The organism is Methylomonas sp. LWB, from assembly GCF_001856095.1.
GTDB lineage: Bacteria > Pseudomonadota > Gammaproteobacteria > Methylococcales > Methylomonadaceae > Methylomonas > Methylomonas koyamae_A.
In genome coordinates this window covers 40,057-65,445 of the sequence record NZ_MKMC01000056.1, presented here as the reverse complement: position 1 = coordinate 65,445, position 25,389 = coordinate 40,057, and the positions used below count along the sequence as shown (strand labels likewise).

Annotated in this window: 18 protein-coding genes; 7 read left to right on the top strand and 11 right to left on the bottom strand. The window is 60.6% G+C overall.

What is annotated here, in order from left to right; translation table 11 throughout:
• Nucleotides 1-171: 171 nt before the first annotated feature.
• The 3 genes from BJL95_RS18445 (at nucleotide 172) to BJL95_RS18435 (ending at nucleotide 4,171) form a co-directional block, all read left to right on the top strand.
• The gene (locus BJL95_RS18445; RefSeq protein WP_071160067.1) at nucleotides 172-2,376 is read left to right on the top strand and encodes a primosomal protein N'; all 2,205 of its coding nucleotides are present in this window, start codon (nucleotides 172-174) and stop codon (nucleotides 2,374-2,376) included.
• 250 nt (nucleotides 2,377-2,626) lie between these two features.
• Nucleotides 2,627-3,379, top strand: coding sequence for a DUF5765 domain-containing protein (locus tag BJL95_RS18440; RefSeq protein ID WP_064026909.1), 753 nt, complete (start codon nucleotides 2,627-2,629; stop codon nucleotides 3,377-3,379).
• A gap of 123 nt (nucleotides 3,380-3,502) precedes the next feature.
• Complete coding sequence (locus BJL95_RS18435; RefSeq protein ID WP_175463756.1) at nucleotides 3,503-4,171, top strand: NAD(P)H-dependent oxidoreductase; 669 nt, start codon at nucleotides 3,503-3,505, stop codon at nucleotides 4,169-4,171.
• A 12-nt stretch (nucleotides 4,172-4,183) separates the two neighbouring features.
• Here the strand turns inward: BJL95_RS18435 and BJL95_RS18430 are convergent, their stop codons facing one another.
• Nucleotides 4,184-4,558: a Rieske 2Fe-2S domain-containing protein gene (locus BJL95_RS18430; RefSeq protein ID WP_071160065.1), complete on the bottom strand. Its 375-nt coding sequence runs from the start codon at nucleotides 4,556-4,558 to the stop codon at nucleotides 4,184-4,186.
• Nucleotides 4,559-5,084: 526 nt separating this feature from the next.
• Between BJL95_RS18430 and mutY the strand changes: the two genes are divergently transcribed.
• The gene (gene mutY, locus BJL95_RS18420) at nucleotides 5,085-6,164 is read left to right on the top strand and encodes an A/G-specific adenine glycosylase (protein WP_071160060.1); all 1,080 of its coding nucleotides are present in this window, start codon (nucleotides 5,085-5,087) and stop codon (nucleotides 6,162-6,164) included.
• A gap of 26 nt (nucleotides 6,165-6,190) precedes the next feature.
• On the opposite strand, the gene BJL95_RS18415 is transcribed toward mutY, so the two are convergent.
• Entirely contained in the window at nucleotides 6,191-9,295 is a 3,105-nt protein-coding gene (locus BJL95_RS18415) for an efflux RND transporter permease subunit (RefSeq protein WP_071160058.1), read from the bottom strand.
• Nucleotides 9,292-10,392 (bottom strand): efflux RND transporter periplasmic adaptor subunit, encoded by a 1,101-nt coding sequence (locus tag BJL95_RS18410; protein WP_071160056.1) that lies wholly within the window; start codon nucleotides 10,390-10,392, stop codon nucleotides 9,292-9,294. Before BJL95_RS18410 ends, BJL95_RS18415 begins: the two co-directional genes overlap by 4 nt.
• Before the next feature lie 290 nt (nucleotides 10,393-10,682).
• On the opposite strand from BJL95_RS18410, the gene BJL95_RS18400 reads away from it, so the two are divergent.
• Nucleotides 10,683-10,955, top strand: a complete 273-nt coding sequence (locus BJL95_RS18400) for an oxidative damage protection protein (protein ID WP_071160052.1) — start codon at nucleotides 10,683-10,685, stop codon at nucleotides 10,953-10,955.
• 98 nt (nucleotides 10,956-11,053) lie between these two features.
• Here the strand turns inward: BJL95_RS18400 and BJL95_RS18395 are convergent, their stop codons facing one another.
• Nucleotides 11,054-11,386, bottom strand: coding sequence for a multidrug efflux SMR transporter (locus BJL95_RS18395; protein ID WP_071160050.1), 333 nt, complete (start codon nucleotides 11,384-11,386; stop codon nucleotides 11,054-11,056).
• A gap of 308 nt (nucleotides 11,387-11,694) precedes the next feature.
• Between BJL95_RS18395 and BJL95_RS18390 the strand changes: the two genes are divergently transcribed.
• Nucleotides 11,695-14,199: an EAL domain-containing protein gene (locus tag BJL95_RS18390; protein WP_071160049.1), complete on the top strand. Its 2,505-nt coding sequence runs from the start codon at nucleotides 11,695-11,697 to the stop codon at nucleotides 14,197-14,199.
• Nucleotides 14,196-15,053: an HDOD domain-containing protein gene (locus BJL95_RS18385; protein WP_071160047.1), complete on the top strand. Its 858-nt coding sequence runs from the start codon at nucleotides 14,196-14,198 to the stop codon at nucleotides 15,051-15,053. Before BJL95_RS18390 ends, BJL95_RS18385 begins: the two co-directional genes overlap by 4 nt.
• A 620-nt stretch (nucleotides 15,054-15,673) precedes the next feature.
• Here BJL95_RS18385 and BJL95_RS18375 read toward each other — a convergent pair.
• From BJL95_RS18375 to BJL95_RS18345, 7 genes are all read right to left on the bottom strand, one after another.
• Nucleotides 15,674-17,332 carry a ShlB/FhaC/HecB family hemolysin secretion/activation protein gene (locus BJL95_RS18375; protein ID WP_083386155.1) on the bottom strand — a complete coding sequence of 553 codons (1,659 nt, stop codon included), beginning with the start codon at nucleotides 17,330-17,332 and terminating at the stop codon, nucleotides 15,674-15,676.
• Nucleotides 17,329-18,150, bottom strand: a complete 822-nt coding sequence (locus BJL95_RS18370; protein WP_071160043.1) for a hypothetical protein — start codon at nucleotides 18,148-18,150, stop codon at nucleotides 17,329-17,331. The genes BJL95_RS18375 and BJL95_RS18370 overlap by 4 nt, the downstream gene beginning before the upstream one ends.
• 9 nt (nucleotides 18,151-18,159) lie before the next feature.
• The gene (locus BJL95_RS18365; RefSeq protein WP_071160041.1) at nucleotides 18,160-20,004 is read right to left on the bottom strand and encodes a putative porin; all 1,845 of its coding nucleotides are present in this window, start codon (nucleotides 20,002-20,004) and stop codon (nucleotides 18,160-18,162) included.
• A gap of 74 nt (nucleotides 20,005-20,078) precedes the next feature.
• A complete protein-coding gene (locus BJL95_RS18360; protein WP_071160039.1) occupies nucleotides 20,079-20,750 on the bottom strand; it encodes an energy transducer TonB in 672 nt (223 codons plus the stop codon).
• A 6-nt stretch (nucleotides 20,751-20,756) separates the two neighbouring features.
• Complete coding sequence (locus BJL95_RS18355) at nucleotides 20,757-21,161, bottom strand: biopolymer transporter ExbD (protein WP_071160037.1); 405 nt, start codon at nucleotides 21,159-21,161, stop codon at nucleotides 20,757-20,759.
• Nucleotides 21,158-23,011, bottom strand: coding sequence for a DUF2341 domain-containing protein (locus tag BJL95_RS18350; protein ID WP_071160035.1), 1,854 nt, complete (start codon nucleotides 23,009-23,011; stop codon nucleotides 21,158-21,160). Before BJL95_RS18350 ends, BJL95_RS18355 begins: the two co-directional genes overlap by 4 nt.
• 420 nt (nucleotides 23,012-23,431) lie before the next feature.
• A complete protein-coding gene (locus BJL95_RS18345; protein WP_071160033.1) occupies nucleotides 23,432-25,357 on the bottom strand; it encodes a hypothetical protein in 1,926 nt (641 codons plus the stop codon).
• Nucleotides 25,358-25,389 lie beyond the last annotated feature (32 nt).

Genomic DNA, 25,389 nt, shown 5'->3' with positions numbered 1-25,389 from the left:
AATTACATTGGCTCAAATTTACGCAATTTAACAAATCTGTAATTAAATCCGACACTAAGCGGTCCGTATTCGCCTCCATCCACAGAGTTATCCACAGGTTTTGTGGGTAACTTAAATTCCTTAGCCGACATAATCACTTAGCGATGCAACATCGAAAACAACTCATCAAAAATGGCTAAATGCGATGCCGCCGACAGTTTGATTTTAAAAATTGCGGTGCCGGTTCCGTTGGACAGATTGTTCGATTACCGACCTTCCGAACTCGGCAATTCGGCGGAATTTCAGCGTGGCGCCAGGGTTTTGGTGCCGTTCGGCAAGCGTCAATGCGTCGGCGTCGTCATGGGTAGCGCCAACGGCTCGACGCTAGCCAGTCGCTCAATTAAGCCGGTCATCGAGCTACTGGACGACACCCCGTTGTTGTCGGCTCTCGATTTGCAGTTGCTGGAATGGGCTGCCCGCTACTACCACCATCCGATCGGTGAAGTAGTGGCAACGGCATTTCCGACCGCGTTACGCCAAGGTTTGCCGGCCACTTTGCAGTGCGAGCGTTATTTCGCGCCGACCGCGGCCGGCCGGGCGCCTGATGTCGATTTGGGACGCGCCACTCGGCAAAAAGATTTGCTGCGGCGAATGCTCAGCCGCGAACCGGCTTGGTCGGCGGCCGAATTGGCCGGACACAAGCCGGCCCTGCGGGCGTTGATCGACAAAGGTTTGGTCGAGCCGCGAATGCCGGACCCGTCGGATGGTCCGGTCGTGCTCGGTGCCGCGCTGGCCGCCAATCCGGATCAGCAAGCCGCGATCGACGCGGTCGGCGCCGACCTGGGCCGGTTCGCGGTGCATTTGTTGGAGGGGGTGACCGGCAGCGGCAAAACCGAAGTCTACATGCAGATCATCGCCCGAACCCTGGCTTTGGGGCGGCAAGTGTTGGTATTGCTGCCTGAAATCAATCTGACACCGCAATTGGAACAGCGGTTTCGGCAGCGCTTCGGGGTGGGGATCGAAACCTTTCACTCGAATCTGACCGACCGGCAACGCCAACAAGCCTGGCTGAGTATGCGCGCCGGCGTGGCGCGGATACTGCTCGGCACTCGATCCGCGCTGTTTACGCCGCTTCGGGAGCCCGGCCTGATCGTGTTGGACGAGGAACACGACGGCTCCTTCAAACAACAGGACGGGTTTCGATTTTCGGCGCGCGATGTCGCGATCGCCAGAGCCAAGCTGCTGAATATTCCGGTGGTGATGGGCTCGGCGACGCCGTCGCTGGAGAGTCTGGCCAACGTAGCCCAGGGCCGCTACCGTCTGTCGCACTTGCCGCACCGAGCCGGCAACGCCAAGCCGCCGGCATTTCAGGTGTTGGACATTCGCGGCAAGAAGCTGCAAGCCGGTCTGTCGGAGCCATTGGTAACGGCGATCGGCGCGGAACTCGCCGAAGGCCGGCAAGTGCTGCTGTTTCTAAACCGGCGCGGTTATGCGCCGGTGCAAATCTGCCACGATTGCGGTTGGGTATCGCGCTGTCACCGTTGCGACGCCAATCTGGTGATCCACGCCGGCATACACAAATTGCGCTGCCATCATTGCGGCTACGAGCAAGCCTTGCCGCGGCAGTGTCCGGCCTGCGGCGTCGGCGAGTTGCAGGCGCTCGGCCTGGGCACCGAACGCATCGAAGAAACGCTGAACGAGTTGTTCGCCGGCCACCGCATCGTCCGCCTGGACCGCGACACCACGCAGCGCAAGGGCGCGCTCGAAGGCTATTTGCAGCAAATTCATCGCGGCGACGCCGACATCGTGCTCGGCACGCAAATGCTGGCCAAGGGCCACCACTTTCCGAATGTGACCTTGGTCGCGATCCTGGATATCGACAGCGGCCTGTTCAGCATCGACTTTCGCGGCGGCGAGAAATTGGCGCAGTTGATCGTGCAAGTCGCCGGTCGGGCCGGCCGAGCCGAATTGCCCGGCCGGGTGATCCTACAAACCCGCCATCCGCGACACGCGCTGCTGCATAGCCTGCTGAGCCACGGCTATCGAGCTTTCGCCGAAACCGCGCTTAGCGAACGCCGCGCCGCCGGACTGCCCCCCTTCGGCTATCAAGCCCTGTTGCGGGCGCAAGCCGGCAACGCCGGTGCTCCGCAGCAATTTTTGGGGGCAGCCATTCAATGTCTGACCGACTTTACACAGTCCGGCGTGCAAGTGCTCGGCCCGGTTAGCGCGCCTATGGTCAGACGAGCCGGGTTATACCGATACCAAATACTGCTGCAAAGCGATAAGCGCCCGGCTTTGCAGCGGCTACTGGATTTTTGGGTTCCACGCCTCGCCGACTTACGCGAGGCCAGATCGGTACGTTGGTCGCTGGATGTCGATCCGCTGGACTTGTATTAACCATCCGCTATCGATTCGCTGCGATCGCCCAGCAAAAAGCCGCCGGTAAGTGAAGGGTTTTATGGGATAATTCGCCGCTTTTTCGCGGCTCGAGGTCGCGGCAAAAACTAGGGGGTATTCGCCAGGCCGACACTTCGGGCTCACCGAACGCCCCGCCCGGAAGATTGCGGTCTATGGCGGCGGGACTAGCACCCCACCCCAATCCGAATGGCAATCACATAATTAAAATAACGAAAGGGGGTACTTTTCAATGTGTTGGAGCGGAGAAGCGTCGGGCGTATTAGCCGCCGCCGGTTTGACCACCGCCGTTTACGTGGCGTACAAAGGCGAGTCCAAGGAACTTTGGATTCCGTTGACTTATTTCGCGTTGATGGAACTGTTGCAGGCGGCAACCTATGTGTACATCAATCTATGCGACAACCCGAACAATCAGATACTGACGCTGCTCGGCTACGTGCATATCGCCTTCCAGCCGTTTTTCGTCAACATGGTAGCGATGTATTTCATTCCGGAGAGCGTCAAGCTCAAAATCAGGACTACCGTCTATACGCTGTGCGCGATCAGCTCGCTGGCGATGTTGATTAAAATGTATCCGTTCGCTTGGGCCGGCAACTGCGTCGAAGGCGTCGAAGGCTTCTGCGGCGCGCAGACCTGTTCGGTGTCGGGCGCCTGGCATATCGCCTGGAAAATGCCGTTGAACGGCTTGATGTCCAATCCGGTCGAGTGGCTGTTCGGCTTCAACTGGGGCCTACATGCGTTTTCCTATATTTTGGCGGCGTTTTATCTGCCCATCATTTATGGTTCATGGCGTTTCGTCGGTTTCCATTATTTGATCGGACCGTGGATTTCGGACGTCACCACCGACGATCCGAACGAGTATTGCGCGGTCTGGTGTTTGTTTTCGATCGCGCTGTGCGTGTCGGTCATCAAAACCCCGATCCGCAAATATTTGCACGTCAAGAAATGGCCGTTTTACCACCGAGAAGTGGGCGATAGCCTTTAGCATTAACCCGAAAACCGAGGCCAGACCCTCGCTTATAAGCCTTGCCGGCCAATGCCGGCAAGGCCGCCGTCCAAACCTCGGTTCCGTGCAAACCCTTAGTCCACCGTTCGCCACGAGGATGCGATGACGATCAATAAACCCGCAATTCTGGAAGCCTTCCACTTCCGCCACGCCTGCAAGGAATTCGATGCCGAGCGCAAAATCGCCGGCGCGGACTTCGACTTCATACTGGAAACCGCTAGGCTGTCGCCGTGTTCGTTCGGCCTGGAGCCCTGGAAGTTTCTGGTGATTCAGACCCCGACATTGCGCGAGAAATTGCGTCCGCATATCTGGGGCGGCCAAAAACAGTTGCCGACCGCCAGCCACCTGATCTTGACGCTGTGCCGCAAAAGCCGCGACCTGCGCTACGACAGCGACTATGTGCAAGGTTTCATGCGCGAGGTTCAGCATTACCCGGAAGACGCCGCCCAGGCCCGCACCCAAGTACTGGAAAAATTTCAAAAGCACGACTTCGCGCTGCTGGAATCGGAACGCGCCATCAACGACTGGGCCGGCAAGCAGACCTATATTCCGCTGGCCAATATGATGACGGCGGCAGCCCTAATCGGCATAGACTCCTGTCCGATCGAAGGCTTCGAGCGCAACGGTTTGGAACAGGCTCTGGCCGCCGAGATCGGCATCGACCTCGAACAATGGAGCGTCGCTTATCTGGTGGCTTTCGGTTACCGGAAAAACCCGCCGGCTCGCCCGAAAACCCGCCAGGAAGCCAGCGCGGTCATCGAATGGCGCTAGGTGCCGCGAACCTTACGACTCCGGCGATTCCAGCCTGGCGTGCTTGTCGATCAGGTAAATCCAGCCTTCTTGTTCGGCGACCTTGATCGCCGTCAGACTCTTATCCAGACAAATTTCGCTCAACGATCGTCCGCTCACCGGATCGTAACAAATCCCGTGCATCGAGCATTGCAGATAACGGCCGGAGGGATCGAACACGCCGTCGCGTTCGCAATCCAGCGTCCTCGGCATATGGGCGCAATGATTCAAATAGCCGAACACCGTGCCGTTAAAACGCACCACCAAGGCTGGTTCGGGCGCTCCCCGGTATAGCACCGAAAAGCACCACTTACCCAGCTCGGCTAACTGATCGCTTCGGCAAATCGGGACGGGATGGCTCTTACTCATCAGAACGGCTCCTCGGAAAGGGCAAACGGGTCACTGGCGACCGATGATACGACACGATGACCGAACGCGCGACGGATTTACCGCCGTCGAGCGTATCCGCCGAGAGTAAGGGGCCACGACAACGGGCGTCAGGCTAACCTTAGGCGGATAAGCGCAGCCCGCGTTTACATGCTGATCTGATTTTTGCGCCGTCGGAGCGCCCATTTCCGCGTCCCGTCGGCGGATCTAGCCAGACTGTTGTAGGTCGGCCCAATCCCGCGAGGTCCAGCATCGTCGAGTGCCGAAAACCGGACGCCCAACCCGATATGCCCCGGTTTCCGGCCTCGCTCGCCGGTCTTTTCGTTCAATCCCGAACGCGGACTGCCCAGACCGGCATAGGAAAACATCAGGTCGTGAAAATTCGACGGGCGATAGTTGTGGAATAAACCGCCGACCGCAAATAGCAAGCTCTATAATCACGCTTGATTCAGGAACCCTTCCGTGGGATCGTCATCCCATTTCACCAAGCAGCTTCAATATTCCTCCCGTGCCTCCCGCCCACTTCCAACAACAACTCTTCGCATGGTTCGACCTGCATGGCCGCAGGGATTTACCTTGGCAACAAGACATCAATCCCTACCGGGTTTGGGTGTCGGAGATCATGTTGCAGCAGACTCAAGTAGCCAGCGTGATCGGCTATTTCCAACGCTTCATGGACCGATTCCCAACCGTATGGCATTTGGCGGACGCGGAACTGGACGATGTGTTACAGCATTGGGCCGGACTGGGTTATTACGCCCGTGCCCGCAATCTGCACAAAACCGCGCGCCTGGTCGCGGCGAACGGCGGCGAGTTTCCGCAAACCGTCGAAGCGCTGAGCGCCTTGCCCGGCATCGGCCGCTCGACGGCCGGCGCGATACTCAGCATTGCCGGCGGGCAAAGCCAACCGATATTGGACGGCAATGTCAAACGGGTATTGACGCGCTTTCACGCGATCCATGGCTGGCCGGGCGAGACCAGGGTCGCGGCCCAACTCTGGCAGCTCGCGGAGATCTACACGCCGAAACACCGAACCGGCGACTATACCCAGGCAATGATGGATTTGGGCGCGACGTTGTGTACCCGCGCCAAGCCGCTGTGCGAGATTTGCCCGGTCCAGGCCGGATGCGAGGCCAAACATCGGGGGCTGGTTCGGCAATTGCCGGCAGCCAAACCGCGTAAGGCTTTGCCGGTCAAACAATGTTATATGCTGCTGTTGACAGCGCGCGACGGCGCGATCTTGCTGGAAAAGCGTCCGCCAACCGGTATCTGGGGCGGCTTGTGGAGTTTGCCGGAGTTTCCGGATCGGCCGAGCGCCGAAATCTGGTGTCGCGAACGGGGCTATCGTTTGGCGGCCGTCGCGACCTTAGCGCAACGCCGCCATACCTTTTCGCATTATCACCTGGACTACACGCCGTTATTAGCCAGCTTGGCGGAAGTCGCCGCGATCGCCGACCCCGCGACTTTTGCCTGGCAAGCCCCGGAGGCCTGGGCCGCCCTGGGTTTGCCGACGCCGATCAAACAGCTGTTGGCGCAAATGCCCGAACCGGACGGCGCGGTTATTTCGCCAGATCCGCGCCTCCTTTAGGCGCCGGCGGCCAACGGATACCGCGATCAGGCTTGCGCCGCCCGCCGATTCAACCAGCTCAACCACCGAGCGTAGCCGCGCGCCAAGCTCATTTTCAAATCGTCCAGATAGCAATAGGCCACCGGAATCACCAATAGGCTGAGCAGCGTCGACGTGACCAAGCCGCCGATCACCGCGATCGCCATCGGACTGCGAAACGAGGCGTCGGCGGCACCCATGCCCAACGCGATCGGCAGCATACCGGCGCCCATCGCGATCGTGGTCATCACGATGGGCCTAGCCCGCTTGCGGCAGGCGTCCAGCAGCGCTTCGCCGCGGCTCAGGCCATGCTCGCGGCGAGCGACGATGGCGTATTCCACCAGCAGAATCGAGTTTTTGGTGGCGATGCCCATCAGCATCACCAGGCCGATCAGCGACGGCATCGAAAAAGCCTTGCCGGCGATCAGCAATGCGACGAAGCCACCGCCGAACGACAGCGGCAGCGCGGTCAAAATCGTGACGGGTTGGATGAAGTCCTTAAACAGCAATACCAACACCACGAAGATGCACAACACGCCGGTCAACATCGCCGAACCGAAACTGCCGAACAACTCCTCCATCATTTCGGCATCTCCGATACTGAGCAAGCGCACACCGGCCGGCAGGTGGCGGATGCTGGGCAACTGATGCGCGGCATTGGCGACGTCGCCGAGCGGTTGGCCGTTGAGTTCGATTTCGAAATTGACGTTGCGGGCGCGGTCGTAGCGGTCGATCAGGGCCGGACCGCTGGACAGCTCCAGTTTGGCGACCTGGCCGACCAGCACCGAACCAGCGTTGGGCTTGTTGGACGGCACCGTCAAACGTTCCAGCACCGCCAAATCCTGACGGCCGGCACTCGCCAGTTTGACGACGATCGGCACTTGCCGCTGGCTCAGGTTGAGTTTGGGGAGCGACCAGTCGTAGTCGCCTATCGTCGCGATGCGCAGGGTTTCGGCCAACGCGGCGGTGGTGACGCCCAGATCGGCGGCGCGGGCGAAGTCGGGACGCACCGCGATTTCCGGGCGGATCAAGGCCGCGCTGGAGGCGATGCTGCCCAGGCCGGGTATCGTGCGCAAATCGCGCTCGACATCGCCGGCGGCCTTGCTCAAGGCCTGCGGATCGTCGCCACTCAACACCAGCACGTATTTTTCTCCGGACGCGCCCAAGCCGACCTTGGTACGCACGCCGGGCAAACGTTGCAACGCGATCCTAATGTCGTTTTCTATCGTTTGCTTGCGCACCGGCCGGTCGCGGCGGGCAGCCAGAGTGACGGTTAGCGTCGCCTTGCGCACCTCGCTGGTACCCATGCTCATTACCATCGGGTCGCTACCGGCCGCGCCGGCGCCTATCGTGGTGTAGACGCTTTTGACGTAAGGCACCGCCGCCACCAATTGCCGGGCCTGTTCGGCCGAGGCGCGGGTTTGCGCCAGCGTCGCGCCGGGCGACAGCTCGACGAAGACCTGGGTTTGCGGATTGTCGTCGGCCGGGATGAAGCCGGTCGGCAACAGCGGAATCAACATCAGCGAGCCGATGAAAAACGCCAGCGCGCCGGCCATCGTCACAATGCGGTGGCGCAAGCACCAGGCCGCCATGTTCATGTAAGTCCGCATCAGCCAACCTTCGGGCGCCGCGACGTGTTCGCGATCCTTCAACAGATAAGCCGACATCATCGGCGTCAACATCCGGGCCACAATCAGCGAGGCGATGATGGCCAGCGCGGCGGTCCAACCGAATTGTTTGAAAAAACGCCCCGGCACCCCGCTCATGAAGGCGGTGGGCAGAAACACCGCCACCAACGCGAACGTGGTGGCGACGACGGCCAGACCTATTTCGTCGGCCGCTTCCAGCGCCGCTTGATAGGGCGTCTTGCCCATGCGCTGGTGACGGACGATGTTTTCGACTTCGACGATCGCGTCGTCGACCAGAATGCCGATCACCAGCGACAGCGCCAGCAAGGTAATCACGTTCAACGAAAAACCCAGCAAATACATGCCCAGAAACGACGGGATCACCGACAAGGGCAACGCCACCGCCGAGACGAAGGTGGCGCGCCAGTCTCGCAAAAACAGCCAGACCACGATGACCGCCAGCAGCGCGCCTTCGTAGATCATCGTCATCGAGCCTTGAAATTCCTCGGCGACCGGCTCGACAAAATTAAAGGCTTCGGTGAATTGCACGTCCGGATAGCTTAGTTTCAAGTCCGCCAGCGCCTGTTGCACGCCGGCACCGACTTCGACCTCGCTGGCGCCTCGGCTGCGGGTAACCTCGAAACCGACCACCGGCCGGCCGTCCAGCAAGGCCAGCGCGCGCGGTTCGGCAACCGAATCGTTCAGGTCGGCGACTTGATCCAGCCGGATGCGGCGGCCGTCGGGCAAGGCCAGTTGCAGCGGCCGTAATTCCTCGACCGACGCGACTTTCGCCAGCGTGCGCAAGGGCTGCTCGCCGCTGCCAAGATCGGTGCGGCCGCCGGCGCTTTCCTGCTGCACCTGGCGCAGTTGCCGGGAAATGTCGGCGGCGCTGACGCCCAGCGCCTGTAGTTTGACCGGGTCCAACGCGATGCCGATTTCGCGGCTGACGCCGCCGACTCGGGTCACCGCGCCGACGCCGCGCACCGCCAGCAGTCGCTTGGCGACGGTATCCTCGACGAACCAGGACAGCGCTTCGTCGTCGCGTTTGTCGGAGGACACGGTCAGCGCCAGTATCGGCGCGCCGGCCAGATCCAATTTGGTAACGACCGGCTCGCGCAAGTCGGCCGGCAAATCGGCGCGCACCTTGGAGACCGCCGAGCGCACATCGTCCACCGCTTCCTGCACCGGTTTTTCCAGGCGAAATTCGGCGTTGATCACCACGTTGCCGTCGTAGATCTTGGTGTAGAGGTGCTTAAGGCCTTGCAGCGTGGCCAGCGAGTTTTCCAGCTTGCGGGCCACGTCGGTTTCCAATTGGGCCGGCGACGCGCCGGGCAGATTGGCGGTCAAGGTCACGGTCGGCAAGTCCAGATCGGGAAAGTTCTGGACTTTCATCGCCTTGAAGCCTTGTAAACCGCCGAAACCCAGCAGCACGAACAGCATCAGGGCCGGAATCGGATTGCGGATGCACCAAGCGGAGACGTTCATTTCGGCACCACCCGCACCAGATCGCCGTCGGCCAGGAAGGACACGCCGCCGGCCACCAGCTGGTCGCCGGCGCTGATGCCGGCCAGTACTTCCAGATCGTCGCCGCTGCGCCGGCCGAGTTGAACCTTGACCAGGGCCACCTTGGCCAGGTCTCCCTGGCGCTCGCCGAGCTTGAACACGTAGCTGAAACCTTCGCGCAAGGACACCGCGGTTTGCGGCACGATCAGCGCGGGACTGGCGCCCAGGGCAAATTCGCCCCTGGCGAACATACCGGCTCGCAGGCCTTGGCGGACGGCATCCGGCAGGTCAACGTAGACCAGACCGTTGCGGCTTTGCGGGTCCAGAGTTGGCGCCAACTGACGGACTTTGCCGGGCGTCCGGCCGACATTGGGCACCTCGACCGTCACTTCCAGTCCCGGCCGCAATTTGGCGATTTCGGCGGCGGTGACTTCGGCGCGCCATTCCAGGCGGCTCTGCCGAATCAAGCGAAATAATTCCTGGCCGGCCGAAGCCACCGCGCCCAAGGTCGCGTTGCGCGCCGAAATCACGCCGTCGTCGCTGGCGACCACTTGGGTATGCTTGAGGCGCAACAACTGTGCGTCCACTTGGGCCTGAGCCGATTCGACCTTGGCCTGGGCGGTCTTTTCGCCGGTCAGATATTGGGCGACTTGTTGGGCGCTAAGCGCCAACGACGAGGTGGCATGGCGGGTGCGGTCGGCGTTGAGTCTGGCCTCTTCCAGGCTGGCCTTGGTCTCGGCCAATATGGCCTTGGCTTGGGCAAGGTCCGCCTGCACGGTTTCGGCATCCAGTAGCGCCAGCACCTGACCCTTGCGCACTGCGTCGCCGACCTGAGCACGGACTTCGGCCAGCCGCAGATCGCCGACCTCGGCGCCGATGATCGCCTCCTGCCACGCGGCGATCGAACCGTTGGCGGCCAGCGTCAGCGGAATATCCCGACCGGCGGGCTGTATCGTCGTCACACTCAGGGCGGGGTTGGTGGCGGGTGTCGATTCGGTGGCCGGCACGTCGCTACCGCAGCCGGCAAAAAACATCCAAGCGGCGAGAAAAACAGTGCCGCGAAAGCAAAAGGTCGTCATGTCCGTGATCTATATGAAGTGGAGGCCCGATCCGGCGGATTGCCGAATCGGGCCTGGGTTGGTACCGTCGCCGATTCTTTCATACATTGTCGATCCGGCAAAACGGAACGGTAAAACCGCACCGCCGCGATCCGAGGTTACGATCGGCGAAGTTGGCATCGTCTCCAATAACCCTATCAACAATGTGATGGAAGCGGAACCCGCGCTTTGGTATAACGCTGGCCGGAATACTCACGGCTTCCGGCACGTTTCGGAGCAGCTGTGACCACCTAACGAGAGCGAGGTTCACTATGACAAGAATGGTTCAATGCGTAAAACTGGGTGTGGAAGCGGAGGGCCTAGACTCGCCGCCGTTTCCCGGCCCCAAGGGCCAACGTATTTTCGAACAGGTTTCCAAACAAGCCTGGAAAGACTGGCTGGCGATGCAGACTATGATCATTAACGAGCAGCGCTTATCCAGTTTCGATCCCTACGCCAAGAAGGTCCTGGAGGTCGAACGGGAAAAATTCCTGTTTGCCGGCGGTTTCCAAGTACCGAACGGCTACGTGCCGCGAAAAGAGTAAGATCGCCCGGCGCGGGCTTAAGGCACGGCTGGCGAGCCTCTGATCGCGGCTGACGCGCTAGCGTGAGATCCGGCCGGCCGGCGGTTGGCGCCGAATCCTTAATGCCCGACCGAATTGGAAAACAGACTCAGCGTCACGACACCGGCCACCACCAAGCCGATACCGGCCAGTGCCGGTCCGTCCAGCTTCTGGCCGAACAGGGCAACGTCGATCAAGCCGATGCCGACAATGCCAAGCCCGGCCCAAACCGCATAGCCTATGCTGATTGGGATCGTGCGTAGCGCCACCGAAAAGCAATAAAACGACAGACCGTAGCCGATCGCGATGGCCAACGAGGGCCACGGCTTGGAAAAACCGTCGCTGTACTTGAGCAGCGAGCTCGCCGCGACTTCGGTCAGAATGGATACGGCCAAATAAAGCCAATGCGTCATACTGGAAACTATCCTGAATTTGATTGGGACAATGTCCGGGCGCCTTGCCGCGCGCGGGGAGCTTATCCCAACGCGCGCCAGCGGCTCCGGCATTTTGCGGAATTCCGGCGTCGGCGACCCGCGTCGACGTCAATACGGCATTAGACGAGGGCGCGGTCGGAAGTTCGCGCCATTGGCAAATCCCGGATTTCGACTACCTTTTGGAGGTTTGCGCCGCGTTTCGTCCGCCAAGTCGACCGGTCCGCACCCACTCTCACTGAAATGACATCTAACCGCTTGTTCGTTCCGCTTCCGCTACTCAAGGTACCATGATCGCCGATCCGGAAAGTTATCAGTTGTTGCAACGAATCTGGACTATCGCGTGGGAAGCCGATCCGCGGACCGGCTTGTGCCGTTACGTCTCAGACCAGACCGAACGACTGGGTTACCCCGCCGAACATTGGCGGCGAATTCCGTATTTCTGGCAAACCGTGGTCATCCCCGAAGACCGGCACTTATTGACACAGCTCTCATCGAGCGGGACCGAGTGTCGAGTGGCCCGCGCGGACGGTGCGCAAATGCCCGCGCGACTGCAACTGAGCACCGCCGCGGCCGAGTCGGACCGGCCGGCCGCCTTGCATGGCACGATGCTGATCTACGCCGCCGAGCGCGCGGCTGTGGCAACGCAAGCGGCAAGTCGCGACGAATTGACCGGCCTGCCCAACCGCAACCTGATGCTGGACCGTATCGGCCAAGCCATCGCGCTGGCCGGACGTAGCGAGCACTGGCTAGCGGTACTGTCGATAGACTTCGATCGATTCAAACTGATCAACGACAGTTTGGGCCACGAAATCGGCGATAAATTATTGGTGGCGGCATCGGTGCGACTGGACAGCGGTATCCGCGAAGCCGACACCGTGGCCAGACTGGGCGGCGACGAATTCGTGATTCTCGCCACCGGAATAGGCAAGTTCGAAGACATTCATTGCATCGCTCAGAAAATTCTCGATTTGCTGGCGGCGCCGTTTTACATCGACGGTCACACCTTGTTTTTGACGGTCAGTATCGGCGTTTGCGCCTTTCCGAAAGACGGCGCCGACGCGGTGGTGTTGCTGAAACGCGCCGACACCGCGATGTACCGCGCCAAGGAACAAGGCAAGAACCGGTATCTGTATTTTTCCGACGAAATGAATGCGGCCAACGCCCACCGGCTGCATCTGGAAAACGAATTGCGCTTGGCCTTGGAGCACCGCCAGCTGGCTCTGCATTATCAACCGCAGATCGATCTGGATAGCGGCCGCATCATCGGCGTCGAAGCCTTGGCGCGTTGGCGGCATCCGACGCTGGGTTGGATCTCGCCGGCCGAATTCATCAAGATCGCCGAGGAAACCGCATTGATCGTGCCGTTGGGACGGTGGGTGCTGGAAACCGGTTGCCGCCAGGTCGGCGCCTGGCGCGCGGCCGGCCTGCCCCCGTTAAGAATGGCCATCAATCTGTCGCCGGTACAATTCACCGAACACAGCATGGCCGATTGCATCGAGGCGGTACTGCGGGAAACCGGTCTGGACCCCAGATTATTGGAACTGGAGCTGACCGAAAGCCTGTTGATGCGCAACGTCGAGGAGTCGATAGGTACGTTGCGAGCGCTACGGGCGATGGGCATCTGCTTGGCCGTCGACGACTTCGGCACCGGCTATTCGTCGCTGAGTTATCTGAGCCGTTTTCCGGTCACGACGGTCAAGATCGACCAATCCTTTACCCGCGAGCTGACCAGCGACCCTAACGTCGCCGCGCTGGTCCGCTCTATCATCAGCATGGCCCACGAATTGCGCCTGCGGGTCATCGCCGAAGGCGTAGAAACCGAAGGCCAATTGAATTTTCTAGCCAATCACCGTTGCAACGAAGTGCAAGGCTATTTTCTGGGCAAACCATTACCGGCCGATGAATTCATCGACTTTTACCGGCGTTTCGATCGATTGGCCGCCCGGCGCGGCGGCGGCGACAGCGAGGAGCGCCGTCTGCTGGTGGTCGACGACGAAACCAAGGTCGTCGAAGCCTTGGTGCGTCAACTCGACGGCGACGGCTACCGGATTATGACCGCGACCGGCGGCGGCGAGGCACTGGAGATACTGGCCAGGCAGCGAGTCGGCGTCATCGTGTCCGGCCAGCGCATGCCGGGCATGAGCGGCGTCGAATTTTTCCGCAAGGTCAAGGATCTTTACCCGGCCACGGCTCGCATCATTCTGTCCGGGTTCAACGACATCCAGACCGTGACCGACGCGATCAATCAGGGTGCCATCTATAAATTCTTGAACAAACCCTGGCGCGAGGAGCATCTGCGCGACGCGGTGCGCGAAGCTTTTCAACGCTACGAATTGACGCTGGAGAATGCCGCGCTGGGCCGGGCCTTGGAACAGGCCAACGCCGAGCTGTCGGCCATCAATCGGGACTTGGAGCGGCGCATCGCCGAAAAAACCCGGGAACTCGGCCGGGGCATCAACATGCTGCAAGTGTCCAGGGAAATCCTGGAACATTTGCCGACCGCAGTGATCGGCATCGACGACGACGGTTTGATCGTAATGGCCAATCGCCAGGCCAACCGCTTGCTGGCCAGCGACGACGGCATACCGTTGCTGAGCTGCGAGGCCTCCCTGCGCCTGCCGGCCGCCGCGCTGGCGGTACTGGCCGATCCCGACGGCCGCGAGCGGCGGATCGTGCTGACCGGCGGCCTATCCGCATGGGCGCTTTGTCGAACCATGGGCGCCGACAGCGTTTCGCGCGGACGCATCCTGATGCTTTGGCCGGAATCCGGTCAGGAAAACCCGAGACAATGACTGAAAGATCCCAATACGCCGGCAATCTCGACAAAGTTCTGGACAGCATTCGGCAGCTGCCGTCGCTGCCTGGATTGGTCGTAGAATTACTGGAAAACTTCGGCGACGAAAACGTCAATATCGCCACGTTGGCCAATAAAATCGCCCACGACCAGGCGCTAGTGGCTCGCTTGATGCGGGTCGCCAACTCACCGTTTTACGGGGTATCCGGGCAGATCGGCTCGATCAGCGAAGCCATCGCCATGCTCGGGTTCACCAACGTGCGCGGTTTAGTATTGACCGCCGGCCTGATCAACGTCTTTACCGGCATGGAAAAGTATTTCGACTGGCGGGCATTCTGGCGGCACAATGTCGCCGCCGCGGTGTGCGCGAAGCTGTTGGCGGGCGGCACAGGCCTAAACCCTGACGCCGCGTTCACCGCCGGCCTGCTGCACGACATCGGCAAATTGGTAATGTGGAGCTGTTTTCCGCACGACGTCGCCCGATTAGGCGAACTCAGCGAAGAAAGCGGCTTGTCGCCGCTGCAACTGGAACGGGAAACCTTCGGTTTCGACCATACCCTGCTGGGCAGCGAAGTTGCCAAACGTTGGAATTTTCCGGTGGATATTCAACACGCGATCGCGCTGCACCATACCCATTATCTACCCGGCGGCGGCAAGACGATGGCCGATGTCATCTATACCGCCAATCTGCTGGCCGAAACGCTCCAAGATGACGAGGTGTGCGAGGCGCGCCAATTGCAAGTCAACGGCGTGGCTTGGTCGCGCCTGAAATTGGACGGCGAGCGGCTTGCCAAACTCACCGCGCAAGCCCGTCGGCAGTTTCAAGGCACCATGCCGCTGCTGAGCGACTGAGCCCCTCCAAAAACCAAGGCCGCACTCGGCGCAAAAAAATACCCTCGGCCCGGTCAGAAGCGGAGGGTGTGAGTCCCACGGGAGAGGACAGGAGGAACAGCCAGGAGTTACGATTTTAATTTAGCAAATCCGGTGCCAACCCTTGCATGTCCCACGCTACCGGCCTTCACACCAATCCTCCCCGCGCCGCCCGCCGAAAAGCCGCACCAAAATCAATCGCAAGCCGGCTTTTTGCACCGCAATGAGCGTTACCGCGACACGCGTTACCAGCGCCCCTGGTTCGAACGGCCTTCCTTGCCCAGCACCCATTGCCGTTCAGTTTAGTCTCGACCGTTTGTCCCGAGTCCTTCGGCCTCGCTCGGGAGAGCCTTGTCGAAGGTCGTTTCGGTTTCTTCGTGAAGGTGCTTAATTGATCGTCCGGCTCTGATGAAGTTATCCGCGCGCTTTTTCTCCATCACGGTTTCAGTTTCTTGAGAACCGACGAACGGGATGGGATTTATAAACACCGATCCGACTTGTTGGCTGTCATCACTAAAGGTTGTCTTGCCTCCGCAATCCGTTGAACTCCGTTAGCCTTCCGGCGATCGGCAAACGCTACGAAAGCCGTTTGAGTTGCAGCCCTAAAATTCGTAAACCAACCGAAAATCCACGCGCTGTTGGCCGGCGGAAACACTGCTTTGGCCGTGAAACGGATAACTCCAATCCAGTTCGCCGAGCAGGCGCTTGAACCATTGCATACGCAGGCCCAAACCGGCCGAAGCGAGTTGTTCGACCGCCGGAGTCGGCGCGATCGGCGCGTCTGTCCACAATCTGGCCCAGTCGATAAAACCCAGCAAGCGCAGATTTTGCGCGGCGTCCCAGTCGGCAGGCAGCAAGTGCGGGCTGTAAAACTCCAGAGACAGATTGACGCCATGGTCCGCCAGAACCTGGGTCTGATGATAACCGCGCACGCTGAGCGGGCCGCCGGCCGCGAATTGCTCGTTGCTGATCAGTTTTCCGATGCTGGCCTGGCCGCTGGCCCTGGCCTGCAAGCGAAAATCCCAGGGCAGTAGCTGCTGATGTTTCACGTCACCGGTCAGGTAGAAATAGTTTGGGGTGGCTCCGGCCCGCTTGCGCTCGAATTCGGCGGCATCATTACCCAAGCCGCGAAAACTGAAATGACCGGCCAAGTTCAGACTGCTGGCGTAGCCGTCGCCGCGCCGCGTTCCGTCGTAGCCGGCCATGAATCCGGCATAGCTGATCGGCGTATTCTCGGTGAAGCTGGCAATCTGCTGACCGAAACTTTTATAGTCGAAGCCGAAGGTCAGATTGTGAAAAATACTTTCGAAAGAGCCCGCCAGCGGCTTGACTAGCCGCGCGCCGTAGATCGAGCCGGTACCGACCACCGACAGGCCGCCGATATTGACGCCGAGTTGGGTGTTGGAGCTGATGCCTATGCCGTACAGCGCCAAACGGGTGTCGGCCCAACCGGTCGGCAGCACGTAGGTGCCGGACCAGACTTCGACTTCTTCGCTGACTTGCGGCGAGACCTGGTATTGCAAGGAGGCGCTATGAAAAGCCTGCCACAGGTTGTCGTAACGTAGCGAGCCCAGCAGCCGGGAATAGCTGGTGCGCTCGGAGTTGCGGCTGTTCATTTCGACGCTGCCATGCAGCGGCAATTCGTCCTTGACCTTCAGTTCCACTTCCATTTTGCCCGGCGTCGAACCGGCCCGGAACACCGGCGTGACGTTGCGGTCGGCCGATTGCTTGGCCAGCGTGTTCATTTGCTCCTGCAGTCGCGGCATGTGCGGGACTTGACCCTCGGCCAGCGCCGGCAAGCCTTCGCGGATCTTGCCCAGCGCGTAATAACGCGAACCGCTGATGTAGACGGTTTCGATGCTGCCTTCCAGTACTTGTAGGCGCACGCTGTCGCCCGCCACGTCCTGCTCCGGAATCGACACGACCACGGTTGGATAGCCGGCCTGACGGTAGGCTTGCTCCAGCGCCGCGCGGGCCCGTTCGACCTCGTCGACGCTCTTATCCGGACCGAGGAAGGGATAAACGGCTTTTTCCAGGGTTTCGTCGTCTAGCAGCGTGTTGCCGTCGATTTGATAATCGAAAACGTCGAATCGGGGTTTCTGCTCGCCCGCCCATTCGGCGGCGACCGTCTCGGCATTGGCGGCGCGATCGGCACCCGTGGCGCCGGCACCGGTTGGCGCGGCTGCCGCAGTTTGCGCTTGAACCGTCGTGACGGCCAGGCTTAGCCCGAGCGCAACGGCAAAAGGCGCGATGCGGCTCATCGGCCAGCCCCCCGGCCGTGACTCGCGGTGTCATCGGCCGCCCGCGCCGCTTGGCCGGCATCCGGCGATTCCGCGTTATCAACAGGCTCTGCAGTGCCGGCGTCAGGTGCTCCGGTCGACGCCGGTTCGGCCGGCATTGCCTCGGCGGCGGCGGGCGCACCGTCGGATTGTACCGGCACGACGGCTTCGAACGGCGTGACTTTCAATTGCCGCAAGCGATAGCGATAGGTTTCGGCTTGCGCCTCGTTTTGCACTTGGGCAATCCCGGTGATCGGTTCCAGCTCGGCCAGTTGTTCGAACAGACTTTTATCGCCACTGTGTTGCACGATGTCCTGGCCGACCTCGCGCAGCTGACGGTTCAATTCGCCGCATTGGCTAATCCATCGCTCGCGTTCTTGCACCGCTTGCACCAACACCGTGTTATCTTCGCGGATGGCGCGGGCCTGCAAAACCATGTCGTTATGCTTTTGCAGCAAGGCCTGTTCGCGCTGGCGCTGTTGGACCAACTGATTTTCCAGGCTACCGCGCACGCTGTCCAAGCCGGCTTTGTAGCGTTCCACCTGGTCCTGCAGTGCCGGCAGCAATCTGGCCTGATTTTCGAGTAATTTGAGTTTGCCCTCCAAAGTTGCCTTGTCGGCCAGCCATGCGGCTTTTTCCGCCTCCAGCGCGGATTTTTCCTGGCTGAGCTGGCGGATAATACCTTGGGCTTTCTTGATCGCACTGTCGCCGACGGGTGCCGGCTTGGGTTCGGCCCGACCGGTTTCGAGGCCGGCCAACAACACCAACACCGTTAAACCTGATAAACCAATCCAACGCATCGCCCCCCCCTAGAACCGTGCGTTCAGATCGACGTTGACAGTGTCGATGCTGTATTTGGGGCCGTCGATCGCATCGGTGCTGAGCCAGCGCAGATTGAGCCAGGCGTATTTGGACAGACCGTATTGGGTGCCGATCACCCAGCCCTTGGCATTGGTACCGCCCAGATGGAAAATCGAGTCGGTGAAGGCGTCCAACACCGCGTCGCGCTGCACGTAGCGGTAAGCCAAATTGACACTCCAGTCGCCGAAATGACGAACCTCGACTTGGCCGATATCGGCGCGAATCTGATAAGCGGTGGTGCGCGGCCGGCTGTCGGTGTAGTTAACGACACCGTTGGCGAATTCGGTCAAGATTTTTTGCTGGTTGTAGCCCAAGTTTTTGGCGTAATCGGCGGTCAGCAATACATGAACCGGGTCGAAGCCGGCGTAGTCGAACATCGCGGTGGCATTGAACACCTTAAACCGCGAGGCCAGGCCGAATAAACAACCGACCGTATCGTCGCACACACCGTTCAAGGTCTGATCGTCGGTAATCGCCAACATCGAGTTGCCTTTCTGGACGAACTGCGGCGCGGTCCAGTCGTAGACATGGCTGCCGATCGGGTTGCGGCGGGCGTTGACGTTCTGGAATTCGTAATACGATGCCGCCAGATTCAGCCGGGAATCATGCCACACCAGCCAGTCGGCGCCGACCTGACCGGCGTACAGCCATTTGTCGTTAACCGACACGTCGATGTCTTGCAACGGAAACACGCCCAGCGTCAAGAACAAACTGTCCGGGGTTTGCTGACCTTGGTTGATGCCGAAGCGGGCGGTCGGATTTGGCGCTTTATAGCCGGCCAATTTGCTGGTACCGCGATTGAACGGCAAACGTACACTACCGGCCACGCCTTCGAAGCTCAAATCCGGGTCGAACACCACATCGGTGGACAGGAAGGGATTGACGATGCGCCCGGCGTACAGGCTGAACCAGGAAGTTTTTCGCTCGTCCAGGTAGTCGTATCGCAGATAGGCGCGGTCGATCGCGAACTGGTAGGACTGGCCGGTGTTGCCCAAGGTCTGGTCGTTGGAGACCGGGTTGTTCAGATTGCTGGTCGCAAAGCGGACGCCGGCTTTCAAGCCGTCGCTCAAATTGGCTTCGAAACCCAAACGGAAACGTTCCCGCAGCCGCAAACGATCGATTTGGTTGTTGACGATGGCCTCATTAGGGTTTTGAGAAACCTGCCGCTGCAAGCCGCCTTGCGGACTGTTGGCGAGCCGGTTGATCGCCAACCAGTTGTAAGGGCCGAAAAAATTGCCGGCGGCATCCAGACCGGCATTCGCGATCCCCCCGGCATTTTCCTTGCCGTAAAACTCGTCGGCAAAACGCACCCGCATATCGAAGCTGGGATGAATCGCCGCCACCCATTCCGGCAGCGCGGCGGGGATGCCCCAACCTTCGGTTTTGGCGTCTTGTTTGACGTCCTGCAACACCTCGGCCTTCAACTCGGCCCGTACCTGGTCGCGGATCTCCTTTTTGACGAATTCCGGTACGTAGCCGACGTGCTTGGTTTTGCCGGTTTTGGGAGCCGAATTACCCGGCTCCCCGGCATCTTCCGCGGTCGAGGTCGCCGCTTTGGCTTCATTGCTTTTGACTTGCGCGGCTTGGGTTTCGGCGGCTTCCTGTTCGGCCGCCCGCACCAAACCCTGGCCCTCGTCGGGTTTCAAGACGCCCCGCTGCACCAGCAGGTCCACCAAATTCACCAACGTGGATTTCTTGACCGGGATGACTTCGTCGCCGGGCGCGGCGGCCTGGGCGGCCGTCGTCGCGCCGCCAATCAACAGTAGAACCAGGGTTTTGATCGCGGTATTCATCGTGGTGTTTTCGCTATTCAAAGGTTTTTAAGTTAGTCGGCTTGGGCCAGCGCCGGGCACCGGGTTAGCCACGGCTAAACCCTGGAATTCAGCCGAATCCGGATCGGTTGCGGCATCGCTTCCGGCGGCGGACGGCCAACGCTGGCCCGCAACTTCGGCAACGCCGCGCGCAGAGCACGATCAACCTCGGCATTGCCGCTGCCTGACGCCAGCTCGCTACGGCTGATGCCGCCGTCGGCGCCGACCCAGATATCCAGAATCACGCTAAACGCCGCGCTGGCGGCCGGCGTGTCGGCCAGCAAGTTTTGCAAGCCGTCTTCGATCCGGCGCTGGACTTGGCCGCCGTACCAAATCACCGCGTTGCCGCCCCCGCCGCCCAGCAGCGAGCGGCCGCCCTTGCGAGCTTGCAAGCCGAAAGCGTCGCCGCCGGCCGAGCCGTCGGCATCCAAACCGAGCGCCTCGGCCGGCGGTGCTTCGTCCTGCTCGGGCGAAGGTTCCGGCTCTGGCGCGGGTTCCGGTTCTTCGATTTTTTCCACCTTGATCTCTTCCGGCGGCGGCGGTTGGTCCGGCGTTGGCGGCGGGGGCGGGGGCGGCTGGATCATCGCGATTTGCTGCACCTGCTTCTTGGCCTGAGGCGGCTTCTCGTAGTGCTTCGCCAACCACCACACGCCCCAGACAATCGCCACGCTCAAACCGATGCCGAGCAACATCGGCAAACGGCGTAACCACGCATACTGATTTGTCATCGGTCGCTACTTCACCAACTTCTGCGTCACCAAGCCCAACTGGCTGATTTGCAGGCGGGTGACGATGTCCAACACATCGATAACTTTCTGGTACTGCACGCTGGCGTCGGCTTTCACCACCACCGGCAAGTCCGGCGTGGCGGCCTTATATTGCGCCAGCCGGGTTTCCAGTTCCTGTAGCGACACCGGGTAGGTATCCAGGTAAATACTGCCGTCCGGCGTAATCGAAATGGCCTTGGTCTTAGGCTTGGACATGGCCGGCGTGTTGCTGGCCTTGGGTAGGTTGACGGTGATGCCTTGCACCGTGGCGGTGGTCATGATGATGAAAATCAGCAACAGCACATAAGCCACGTCCAGCATCGGCGTGATGTTGATGTCGTCGTAAACTTTATCCAGGTCGTCGATCTTCATGGCCTGGCCTCTTGCCGCGCGGCTGTTTGGCGGGCGGCGCGCATCGCCAACAAGGCCAGAAATTCGTCGCTGAACACCCGCATGCCGGCGGTGATATCCTTGATTTGGGTCAGCAGATAGTTATAGGCAAACAAGGACGGGATCGCGACCGCCAAGCCGGCGACGGTCGCCAGCAGCGCGGCGGCAATGCCGGGCGCGATCGAGTTGATGTTGACGTCGCCGGTGGCGGCGATGGCGGCGAAGGTGATCATCACGCCGACCACCGTGCCGAGCAGCCCCAAGAACGGGCCGCCGGCAATCGCGATAGTCAGCAACACCATATGCCGATTCAGGCGTTGGCTTTCGTGGACGATTCGGCTGTCGAGCTTGACCCGCAAGTAGTCCCAGGCTTCGCGGGCGACGACTTGTTCGGCGTTGCCTTGCAGCTTTTGCAACTCGTGAATCGCGGTGTGGTAGAGATGGTATAGCGGCGAGCTTTGAAAGTGATCGTGTTTGCCGACCAGCGCGGTCAGCAAATCCGAATCGGCCAGTTCGTGCTCCGCCGAGCTTTCCTGTTGGTCCAACCCGCCGAGCTTATTCGGATCGAGCTGGCGGTATTTTTCGAGAAAGGCGCGGTTGTCCTTGCCGATGCGATTAAGCACCAAGGCTTTACCGACCATAACCATGACGGCGATTATCAGCATCACCAAGGTCAGGCCGATGACGACCCAGCCATCGACGGTAACGTTTTGGACGATGACCAGAAAATGGCTATCCGAGCCGCCGCCGTTGGACTCGTCCTGGCCGTAGCCGATGACGGCGAAGTCGGGGCTTTGGCTGCGGTAGGCGAACTTGAGCCAGTCGGCGCCGCGGGCGGTGGCGGCGATTTGCACTTCGTCCAGCCAGCCTTGGTAGTTGTCGCCCAAGCGGATGACCGGTTGGCCGGCCGGGAGTTGGGTTTTGACGCTGCCGGCCGAAACACCGTCGATATAAAGCTCGACGATTTGCGGCGTAACCTCGCTGCCAGGGTTTCGCCCGGCTTGGCCGCCGGTCTGGGCGGTCAGGTGTTCCGGACGCAAAACCAAAGCGACGTGTTGCCATCGACCCAGGGTCAGCGGTGCCGGCGCGGTGCTTGCACCGCCGGCGACGGCAGTCAGGGCGTTGCCTTGCACACTCAAACGCAAGTCCAGGCCGGGGGCTTGGGCGCTGAGCAGGGTGGCGGCCGGGTTGGCTTGGTCGATTTTCAGCCAGGCCGAAAAGGTCCAGCCTTTCGCCGGATCGACCGCCAATTGCGGCGCCGGATTAACGACAATAGGCCCGGTGCCGGTGAATTGAGCGGCGGCGCCGATCCAGCCGGCGGACTGAATCGCGGCTTTGGAATCGGCGGCGTGGCTAGCGTAGGCGGTGGCGTCTTGCGGCAGGATCTCGCCGGCGGCAAAGTGGTAGACCAAGCCTTGGGCCACGTCGTACAGGCTTTTCGAATCGGAGCCGTCGGCGGCATTGGCGTTGCCGTAGTACAACCAGAAATCGTCGGTCGCCACGCCGCCGCGCACTTGCGGCAGCTTGACCCAGATCAGGCCGATCTCGCTCAACACATCGACTTGCTCGACCTGATAGGCCAGCGGGGTCTGCTCGTCCTTCAAGGCGCGCAAATCGCGGCCGTTCTCGGCCAGTTCGGCAAAATAGCCGAAGTTGCCGGCATGCAGCCGCACCAGCACCGGTACGTCAGACAAGGTCTGCTGGATGTCGGCTCCGGTCGCCGAGGCGTCCACCGCTACCTGCCGGCGCGAACTCCAGTCGGCGTTCCACCAGGCGTGGCCGAGAGAAGGTAAACAACAAAGGAATAGAATTCGCGGAATAAGATTACGCATCGAATGGGATCATCGGGAAAAATCGTTAGGGGAGAGTGATTGAAAGTTCGGAAGCCCGCCGGCCACGTTCTCGCCGAACGGACTTAGGCGAACAGGGGAATAAAAGCACTTCATCGGACAAATTCACGATCGTCGACCAGCCTGAATCCAGTGTAAAAGGCCGAAATCGCGGAAGCTCTGGACATATGCGCCGAAACTCGTCGGCTGACACATCCGGTAGCGGAATCCGATTGGCTTCCCGCGGATCGGCGAAAGGGTGCACATCCGTGTGCCGTCCAAGCGTATCCGGTTCCCTATGGACAGAGGCTCGAAGATCCTGATTTGTTAACGCTAACGTGTTTGGGTAAAGGACTTCCCGCCAATGCACGGTTCGCAGGGGATACCGCGGCCAAGGTCCGGTTTGGCCGCGGCGTGGGAAACTTAAGGGGTAGGCAACGACAAGTCGTTGTAGTTGGTGTTAAGGACAGGCAGCGCGCAAGCATCGGGCTGGCCGGCCGTTTGCCGCAGATAAGGGGTTACCGGATTGGCCGGGTCCCAACCAGCCGGCGGCGCCACGTTGGCGCTCAGTGCCACGTAGCCGGCTTGCCCCCAACCGTGGTTGCTCAAGCTGGTATTGCGGGCGGCAACGGTAGAGGCCAATTGGCCCACTTTGACCAGGCCGTTTTGCAGCTTGTTAACATCGTTGCCCTTGCTGGTTCCCAGGTTGGCGGTGTTATATGTCGTGCGCCAGGAGAAGGTGTACTCGCCGACCAAGGGATAGCGGTTTTGCGCCACTTCCTTGCCGGTTGGCGACGCGCCGTCGATTTTAATGAAGCGGTAATTGGCACTGCGGCTCGCGTTACGCTCGGTAGTTTGGATACTGATGCCCCACTGATTGCCGTGAGCGACGTTTTGCGGAATGTCGCGGTAATCGTTGTACGGTGCGGGGTTATGCCTGGTCGCGCCGGTGGTGCTATTCCAGGAGTTGGTGCCGCTGAAATAGTTGTTGGTGCCGTTGTTCAAGTCGGTCAGGCAGCTATCCACCGCGCCCAAGCTGGTCGCATACATAAAATCCGCGTTGGACGAACCGGTATCGGCAATCACCGGTCCGTGACTACCCAAGCATGGGTACTGCAAGATATTGGCTAAAACCGCCACTTGTTGGCCGGCGCCGTTTTCGCGGCGGCAGACGTGCACCTTGGTGTCCTGGGGGACGTCCAATTTGGTGTTACCGGTACCGGTTCCGGCGAAACCGGCGGCCTTGGCCTGGCTGACCAACTCTTCCAAATCGATCACGTTATCGGTGTCGTTCGGTGCCGGATCGGTATCGGTCGGCGTAAAGCCAGTGGTCGGCGTGGTCGGCAATTTCACCTTGAGCGCGGTCCAATCCCCGACCGCGCCGCTAAAGATACTGGCCAGTTGCGATTTGGTCAGGCTGGGTTGGCAAGCGGCGTTCTCGCCGGATGCGTTAGAGCTGACCGGGGTTACGCCTTGGCCGGCCAAACCGCAGTCGCTGGGCAGGGTGCCGCTGACGATGCCGGCCAGTTGCAGGGCTTGGTACAGTTTCAACGTAACCGGCGTGCCGATGATGTGGCTGGCGATGGTTCTGCGGGTGTTGAACTGGGTATAGTCGATCGGCGTGGTATCCGGCACGGTATTGTCCGGTGCCCCCATCACATCCGGGGTGACGTCGCCGGTCGCCCCGGTGGGCAGGGCCACGTTGAAGGTATCGAGCGGGTCGTCGGGCGTCAGGTGACAAGCGAAGTTATATTGGAAGGTGGTGCCGCCCGACGAGTAGCTGAAGCTGCCCGAGGTATTGGTGGTCGTGCCGCAATTGCTGGGGTCCTTGATAAAACCCAACGGGCTATTCGTGGACGCGGCGGATAAACCTACCGCGGACGCACCCAAGCGGCGGCGCGAGATCCAGACTTTGATCTTGGTGGCGGCGGTGTTGTAAGGCGCGGTGGCGGGAGCGGGGTGAGTCGCATCGGCCACATAGCTGCCGGCGGTCGCCAAGGTACTGGCCGCGCCGCTACCCAGTATGCTGGCCAGTTTCGCGCTAGAAGTCAGGCAATAAATTCCCGAATAACTGTCGTTTTTCGCGACACTGTCCACCTCGGAAGGCAGCGCTTGAAAGTAGACGTGGGTAGTCGTGCCGGCAATATTGGCCTTGTCGGCACAGATGCTGTCGATGACGCTATTGGCTACCGGAAAGCCCAGCACCGGATCGTTGGCTTGCGAACCCGGCAAATAGAGCGCCAGATCGGGCGTGCCGTCGGTGGGCAGCAGCGCCAGGGCGCCGCCCGAAAATACCATGCTGATCGCCAAGCTCAGTTGAGCCAGACGCTTAGGGGTAAAGCGATTCATTTTTTGTCTCCTAAGTTAACGATCGCCCCGGC

Coding starts and splice junctions, on each gene's coding strand:
- BJL95_RS18360 (WP_071160039.1), bottom strand. CDS start 20,750: ATGACAAATCAGTATGCGTGGTTACGCCGTTTGCCGATGTTGCTCGGC.
- BJL95_RS18375 (WP_083386155.1), bottom strand. CDS start 17,332: ATGAGCCGCATCGCGCCTTTTGCCGTTGCGCTCGGGCTAAGCCTGGCC.
- BJL95_RS18415 (WP_071160058.1), bottom strand. CDS start 9,295: ATGAACGTCTCCGCTTGGTGCATCCGCAATCCGATTCCGGCCCTGATG.
- BJL95_RS18395 (WP_071160050.1), bottom strand. CDS start 11,386: ATGACGCATTGGCTTTATTTGGCCGTATCCATTCTGACCGAAGTCGCG.
- BJL95_RS18385 (WP_071160047.1), top strand. CDS start 14,196: ATGACTGAAAGATCCCAATACGCCGGCAATCTCGACAAAGTTCTGGAC.
- BJL95_RS18350 (WP_071160035.1), bottom strand. CDS start 23,011: ATGCGTAATCTTATTCCGCGAATTCTATTCCTTTGTTGTTTACCTTCT.
- BJL95_RS18435 (WP_175463756.1), top strand. CDS start 3,503: ATGACGATCAATAAACCCGCAATTCTGGAAGCCTTCCACTTCCGCCAC.
- BJL95_RS18410 (WP_071160056.1), bottom strand. CDS start 10,392: ATGACGACCTTTTGCTTTCGCGGCACTGTTTTTCTCGCCGCTTGGATG.
- BJL95_RS18345 (WP_071160033.1), bottom strand. CDS start 25,357: ATGAATCGCTTTACCCCTAAGCGTCTGGCTCAACTGAGCTTGGCGATC.
- BJL95_RS18355 (WP_071160037.1), bottom strand. CDS start 21,161: ATGAAGATCGACGACCTGGATAAAGTTTACGACGACATCAACATCACG.
- BJL95_RS18390 (WP_071160049.1), top strand. CDS start 11,695: ATGATCGCCGATCCGGAAAGTTATCAGTTGTTGCAACGAATCTGGACT.
- BJL95_RS18440 (WP_064026909.1), top strand. CDS start 2,627: ATGTGTTGGAGCGGAGAAGCGTCGGGCGTATTAGCCGCCGCCGGTTTG.
- BJL95_RS18400 (WP_071160052.1), top strand. CDS start 10,683: ATGACAAGAATGGTTCAATGCGTAAAACTGGGTGTGGAAGCGGAGGGC.
- BJL95_RS18445 (WP_071160067.1), top strand. CDS start 172: ATGGCTAAATGCGATGCCGCCGACAGTTTGATTTTAAAAATTGCGGTG.
- BJL95_RS18430 (WP_071160065.1), bottom strand. CDS start 4,558: ATGAGTAAGAGCCATCCCGTCCCGATTTGCCGAAGCGATCAGTTAGCC.
- BJL95_RS18370 (WP_071160043.1), bottom strand. CDS start 18,150: ATGCGTTGGATTGGTTTATCAGGTTTAACGGTGTTGGTGTTGTTGGCC.
- BJL95_RS18365 (WP_071160041.1), bottom strand. CDS start 20,004: ATGAATACCGCGATCAAAACCCTGGTTCTACTGTTGATTGGCGGCGCG.